Here is a 4,575-nt window from a genome sequence, read left to right on the forward strand (position 1 = left end):
ACCCTTATTTGCAGAGAATGTGGTTTCAAAATCGCCTTGTTTGCGGTTTGAAGCGTTTATGTTTGCAGTTCGCTACAACTAGGGCTGCCACAAGAAAAACCGCCAAAGTTCCTAAAGGCATCAAAAGATGATAAGCTTGCCGCATTTAAAGAGAAAAAAGCGAATATAGCCGCGTCAAAGGGCAATAAACCCAAACCCAAACCTCAAACTAAACCAGTCAAGAAAGCTCAACCCAAAACTCAAACTAAGCCTGTTCAGCCCCCAACAGCCCCACACCAAACACAATCCCAGTGAAGGAGTGGGGTTTTGTTGTATGTGGTCATGAAGAAACGCCAGCTTCCGCTACAGTGTTCCCCACTAAATTTTATTGTCACTTCGTTTTTGACTTCCATAGCTTACCCTTGGCTCATCATCAATTTCATTTTTTCGCTACTGATTTTATCAGGGCTTCAGAAAAAGTTCGCATACTAAACATTATTTAACTAAAAGGCATTTATAAGGTATTTACAAGGATTTTTTAAAAAATGGCATTTGTAAGGTAAACCAATGGCATTTCAATGGTATTCCAATGGCAAATATAAGGATTTATTTGCACATTTAACACTAAAAATCACCGTTTTTTACAAAATACTTCTTTTTTGCCAAAAATAAGGTAAAACAATGGCATCTCCAAGGTATTTATAAGGTAAACATAAGGTAAATCTAAAGATTTTGACCCCAAAAACCTCATTTACCACCCTGATTTCTCCGCCAAAAATTCCTGACCAAGACTTACGCACAGTACGCCAACTTTTGCGTCAAGTTTTTACTACTATACTTCCACAATTTCAGGATTTAAGAACTCGTGGCTCGGAGTGGAGAAGAGCGGGCATGAGGGTCTAGTTGGTATTGAGCCGAGATATGAGTAAAAACCTGCAAGATTGTCTGGAAACTCTTGCTATATATAGGTTTTAGCTATTTTACAGTAAAATCAGCAGGAAAGCGCAAATCTTGGGTATGTATCGCTACAAGAACTGGAGTATTTATTAATTTTATTTACAGGTTTTACAGGTTGAACGATAAATATCTTTCGCCGTAAATTCGCTGAAACTCCTACAGGAAAGGTCTTGCAGCCCAAAATATAAGCCTCCTACCACACAGTATTTATTATTCTCTTTGGTAGGCGAAAAGCAATTATTGACCCTCAGACTGCAAGTATCTTCTCTCAAAATCCTACTTTCGCCTCAAAAACGCTCAAACCTATATAAAGCAAGGCTTTCCAGACCATCTTGCTGCTTTTTACTTGTATCTCGGCTCAATACCAACTAGATCCACAAGCCCGCAAGAGCCACTCCACTATCGCCGCCGAGAGCGCAACGAGTTTTTAAATCAAAGAAAGTAAGACTTAATCTTGCCTTCCGTCTCGAAGGCTTGTTTCGTAACAAAGCTGTTGTAGTCGTCAATGAACTTGAAGCATTGGTTCTTGAAACCTTAGAGCTTGTGGAAATTTATATGCAAAGAGTGAATACTTCCGAAGCCAGATGGAGAATAGCTTGGAGATATCTGCCGTGAAAACTCAGTGAATCAGAATATCCCATTTTGTAGCCGAGTCCAAGGGGTGATTCCCTGCCTTAGGTATGCATTTATCGGGATGAATTTCAACCATAATTTTTAAAGTAAAAGTATGGTTGGCTAGAGTTACATGAATTGGCACTTTTGCAGAAGTTGTCAAGAAGTAAATCAAGGAGATAGTGCTGATTGCAATTGGGATAAAAGCTGTGTTGCCTTGAACACTCATAGTTTTTATAAAATATATTTCTCCAAGTTGCTGAGTTAGTCGGAATGGTAATCTCATCGAATATAGCATTGGTTAAGAAATCTCCATAGAAAATTAACGAGTAGACTCATAGATTATGGCGATTCCAAAAAAACATAAGATAAGTACTGCAATTCGGAAAAGCCATTCCCAGACAAAAGGAGATAAAAGTATCTGAACAATTGTGTCACATCCAAACACTTTAGAAATCACATATGCGATTACAAAACCAAACAAAGTCAGCAGAAAATATTTCAGTCCCTTACAACTCCACTTAAATAGGAGATTGTAGCTATTATTTAGATTAGTGTTCATGGTCTCTGCCTTTTTTAAGAGTTAGATATTCGGAATTGAAAAACTTCAAAACTTGAGTACAGCTAGCAAAGTGGCTTTTGGAGTTCATTTGTATGTTCTGTTTGCTTGAAACCCTCTGTATATCGCTGTTGCTTTATTTAGTTTCAGAGGATGTTTGAACTATTGATGCTTGTACTGTATTTAACTTCGGTGGGTCGAAAGATCTAGTAAACTGAATACATAACCCGGAAAACTGGATACTCAACCCGATGACGGCTATGACGGTGGAAATCTTTTCGGAACTAATCATTACTTTTTGCCTCTTGGTGTTTGAGATAATTTTGAGCAAATTAGTGGTTTGTTGCTTTGTTGTTGCTTTGCTAAACCGATATCGGCTTAATTTCATAGTTGCACTCGTGGAATAAACACCAAATGCACAAAGCTGTGAGTCTTAATAAACAAGTCCACTAAACGCTTGTGAAGCGGCCGGGAACTAGCATAAAAATATGAGTAAAGGACAGTTCGACAAAGCATTCAACGAGTTAACACACAGACGACGGGAAGTATTGATCAAGTTTTTGGCTGGAGAGACAGATGAAGCGATCGCTAAATCCCTAAATATTACTAAAGCAACGGTAAGACAACACATCAGAGACATCTGTGAGGAGTTTGGTTTGAAAAATGAGTTCCCAGATCAACGCTACTCAAAACGTGCTGATTTGATTGCTCTTTTTCAGAGGTACAAGCCAGATTTCGTAGTGAGTAAAACTCCTATAGAAACCACAACATTAGAACATATAACTCAAAAAAGCATACCAGATAAAAATTTTGTTGGACGTGAAACAGCGATCGCGGATCTCAACGATCTCGACAGTCAAGGTGCAAAAGTTATTCTCATTCATGCAAAAGGTGGTGTAGGAAAAACAACTTTAGCCAGAAATTATCTTCAGCAAAAATTTGGTTTTTATATAGAGTTTCCCATTGCCAAAGAAACCGAGAATATTACTCCCATCGAAAGCTTACTTGAGGAACGACTACGCCAACTTAATGAAGAACCAGGACGGGAGTTTGGCGTATCTCTCGAACGCTTTCGCCAAAAACTTCAGGGTGAAAGAATTGGAGTTTTAATTGATAATCTTGAACCCGCATTAGATGAAAATTGTAAGTTGATTAAGCCTCATCGCCGCTATGTAGAGTTGTTACGAGTTTTAGCCGATCCAAGTTTGCAGTCATTGACGCTGATTACCAGCCGCGATCGCCTACGTGAAGCTGATGTTTCTCTTCGGTATTATTTTCTGGAAGGTTTGTCTGTTAACGCATGGGAAGAATATTTTCACAGCCGCAGTCTTGAAACAAATTCTCCAGCTTTCAGTGCTATACATAATGCCTTCGGAGGGAATGCTAAAGCAATGGAAATTATTGCTGGTGCTATTCAAGTAGATTATGCAGGTAATCTAGAGCCATATTGGCAAATGAATCAGGGAGATTTATTAGTTGAAGCTGATTTAAGAGATTTAGTCACCACTCAGTTTAATTGTTTGGAACAACGCCACTTTTCAGCTTTTAAACTCCTCTGCCGTTTAGGATGTTATCGTTATCAAGATATTGCAACAGTTTCTATTAATGGACTTTTTTGTTTGCTATGGGACGTGCCAGAGTCACAACATCGGCGGGTAGTAAATTCTTTGCGCGATCGCTCTTTAGTAGAGTTTCAAAATGGCGAATACTGGTTGCATCCAGTGATTAGAGAAGAAGCGATAAGTAGGCTGAGAATGAGTGAAGATTGGGAGACAGCAAACCGGAACGCAGCAGAATTTTGGACAAAGAGTGTTAACAAGGTTTACATTATGGAGGAAGCATTACAAGCTTTTGAAGCTTACTATCATTATTTAGCTATTGATGATTTTGAAGCGGCTTGTAGTGTAATGGTATATAGAAGAAAATCAAAATGGAAATGGCATAATTTAGAAGGTGGAGAAAATCTAGGTACTTCACTTCGGACATTAGGTCTATTACAAAAACTGATGTTAGCGGCAACTCAAATAATTGGTAATGTTTTACGTGGAATAAATTTGGTAAGCATTCACCTTAATCTTGCTCAAAGCTATTGGATCGTTGGTAATCTTTCTGAAAGCCTTAGGGAGTATGAAAATGCAGAAATATTAGATATAGAATGCTTACATGCAAATACTAATAGCCAGAATGATTTAACATTAGATAGGTTTTATATGTGTTCATTAGTAGGCAAGGGTCTTTGAAAAATAGATTTATTAGAAATACAAGAAGCAGAAGAAATCTTTTTAAAGCTTTTAGAAATTTCTCAGCAAAAAAATCATTATAATTTTCAAATAGAAGCATATTATGCTTTAGCTTTTATATATTCAAATACATCATTTAAAGAAAAAGCACAAGATTTTGCTAACAAAAGTTATAACTCATCAAAAGATGATTCAGATGAATTAAATGAATGGGCTATAGGACATAGG

The 4,575-nt window shown here is 37.6% G+C and carries 3 protein-coding genes; 1 reads left to right on the top strand and 2 read right to left on the bottom strand.

The window, feature by feature from the left end; translation table 11 throughout:
- Positions 1–1,555 precede the first annotated feature (1,555 nt).
- Together GNF10_RS35335 and GNF10_RS35340 are read right to left on the bottom strand one after the other, a co-directional pair.
- Positions 1,556–1,777: a hypothetical protein gene (locus tag GNF10_RS35335; protein WP_185607425.1), complete on the bottom strand. Its 222-nt coding sequence runs from the start codon at positions 1,775–1,777 to the stop codon at positions 1,556–1,558.
- 466 nt (positions 1,778–2,243) lie between these two features.
- Entirely contained in the window at positions 2,244–2,495 is a 252-nt protein-coding gene (locus GNF10_RS35340; RefSeq protein ID WP_185587698.1) for a hypothetical protein, read from the bottom strand.
- Between the two features lie 100 nt (positions 2,496–2,595).
- Between GNF10_RS35340 and GNF10_RS35345 the strand changes: the two genes are divergently transcribed.
- Positions 2,596–4,347 carry a LuxR C-terminal-related transcriptional regulator gene (locus GNF10_RS35345; protein WP_185607426.1) on the top strand — a complete coding sequence of 584 codons (1,752 nt, stop codon included), beginning with the start codon at positions 2,596–2,598 and terminating at the stop codon, positions 4,345–4,347.
- Positions 4,348–4,575: the final 228 nt, after the last annotated feature.

The sequence above is a fragment of the Nostoc sp. UCD121 genome, from assembly GCF_014222285.1.
Classification (GTDB): domain Bacteria; phylum Cyanobacteriota; class Cyanobacteriia; order Cyanobacteriales; family Nostocaceae; genus Nostoc.